The sequence below is a fragment of the Actinoplanes sp. NPDC051633 genome (genome assembly GCF_040681735.1).
Lineage (GTDB): Bacteria > Actinomycetota > Actinomycetes > Mycobacteriales > Micromonosporaceae > Actinoplanes.
The window spans coordinates 1-1,852 of the sequence record NZ_JBFAZH010001379.1; the positions used below are offsets into that span (position 1 = coordinate 1).

The window sequence follows — 1,852 nt, forward strand, 5'->3', positions numbered from 1 at the left end:
GGGACACCTCGCTGAGCACCTGGGCCAAGCGCCTGCCGGCGAACTGCGACGGCTGGGTCTACTTCAACAACGACCAGAACGGCGCGGCCCCGCGGGACGCCGCCACGTTCAGCCGCCTGGCCCGCCGGGCCGGGCACGACGTTACATAGGATGACGCGGTGCACAACCTCGTCGAGCTGAACGGCCGGACCCCGACCGTGGACGAGCTCGCCTCGGTCGCCGCCTCGAACTACGGTCACCTGACCCGGATGCAGGTCCGCGGCGGCAAGGTCCGCGGCATGGCGCTGCATCTGGCGCGGCTCGACGACGGCAACGAGGCGTTCTTCGGGCGGCGCGGCGACGTGGAGGAGGAGCTGCGGCTGCGGTCGTGGATCCGGCACGCGCTCGGCGATGCGCAGGACGCTTCGGTGCGCGTCGCGTACACCGTGGAAGGGGTTTTGATCCAGGTGTCGGACCCGGCACCGGACGACCCCGGCCCGGCGCTGCGGGTCCGCACCCAGGAGTACGCGCGGCCGTGGCCGGAGCACAAGCACGCCGCGACGATGGGCCTCTGGTACGCGCAGCGCACGGCGCGGGCGGCCGGATACGACGACGCGCTCTTCACCGGCCCGGACGGCCTGGTCAGCGAGGGCTCGCTGTGGAACGTGGCGTTCTGGGACGGCGCGCAGGTGGTCTTCCCGCAGGCGCCGATGCTCAAGGGCGTCACGATGGTGCTGCTGCAGGTCGCCATGTCGATGACCGGGGTGCCGTGGACGATGCGGCCGGTGCGCCGCGACCACCTGCCCGACCTGCTGGCCGCTGCCTCGATCAACTCGAGCTGCCCGGCCCGGCCGATCGCGAGCGTCGACGACGTCGTGTTCTCGGAGCAGGACAAGCTGGTCGAGGCGCTGCGGACGGCCTGGGACACCGTCCCCTACGACGAGATCTAGGTTCTAGTCCTCGAGCAGCTCGATCAGGGTGGTCGCGTTGCGCTGGGCGTAATCGGTGTAGCAGTTGTTCATGAACACCTGGACCCGGTCGGTCTCGGCGGCCAGCTCCTTGAGCCTCGGCGCCCACTGGCTGAGCTCGTCCCGCGAGTAGTTGTAGCCGAACTTCTCGTGAATGTCCTTGCTCGTCCACTTGTCGCTGTGGCCGTGGAAGCGCACCACCGCGAGGTCGGAGGTGGCGGCGACCACCGGCGGGATCGACGACTTGTGCCCCTGCGGCATGTCCACGCAGACGAAGGGCAGCCGGTGCGCCCGCAGGAAGTCCAGCGTCTCCTCCTGGTTGGGGCCCTCGAACCAGGAGGCGTTGCGCAGCTCGAAGACCGGCCGCAGCGGCTTGCAGCGAGCGGCGACCTCGAGCATGTACTCCTTGTTGGACTTGCGGATGCCGAACCACGGCGGGAACTGGAAGAGCAGCGCGCCGAGCTTGCCCGCCTCGACCAGCGGGTCCAGGGCGCTGAGGAACCGGCTCCAGATCTCTTCGTACGACTGCGGCGGCAGGTCGGCGGGGTAGACGTTCTTCTTGCCGGTCTCCGGCCGCAGATCCTTGTAGATCGACGACACCTTGGTCGGGTGGCCGGTCAGCAGGCTGAACGCCTTGATGTTGAAGGTGAAGTGCTCCGGGGTCCGCTCGGCCCACAGCTTGGTGGTCTGCTCGCTCGGCGGCCCGTAGTAGGTGGCGTCGACCTCGACCACCGGGAACTGCCGGGCGTAGTAGGCCAGACGCTTCTCCGGATTGTCCGCGGTCTGCGGGTACCACCCCGAGTCGAGCAGGGTCCGATCGGTCCAGGAGGCGGTGCCTACCTCGATCATCGTTGAACGGTAGCCCGGAAGCCGCCCCGGAAGCGACCGGTCCGCCGACCAACTGG

Annotated in this window: 2 protein-coding genes; one reads left to right on the plus strand and one right to left on the minus strand. The window is 69.2% G+C overall.

Features of this window, described 5'->3' with window-relative positions; translation table 11 throughout:
• Nucleotides 1-158: 158 nt before the first annotated feature.
• Nucleotides 159-929, plus strand: a complete 771-nt coding sequence (locus AB0M20_RS41180) for an aminotransferase class IV (RefSeq protein ID WP_364306724.1) — start codon at nucleotides 159-161, stop codon at nucleotides 927-929.
• Nucleotides 930-932: 3 nt separating this feature from the next.
• On the opposite strand, the gene AB0M20_RS41185 is transcribed toward AB0M20_RS41180, so the two are convergent.
• Nucleotides 933-1,796, minus strand: coding sequence for a DUF72 domain-containing protein (locus tag AB0M20_RS41185; protein WP_364306726.1), 864 nt, complete (start codon nucleotides 1,794-1,796; stop codon nucleotides 933-935).
• Nucleotides 1,797-1,852 lie beyond the last annotated feature (56 nt).

Excerpts from the sequence above, each read along its gene's own strand:
- AB0M20_RS41185 (WP_364306726.1), bottom strand. The coding sequence starts at position 1,796 with ATGATCGAGGTAGGCACCGCCTCCTGGACCGATCGGACCCTGCTCGAC.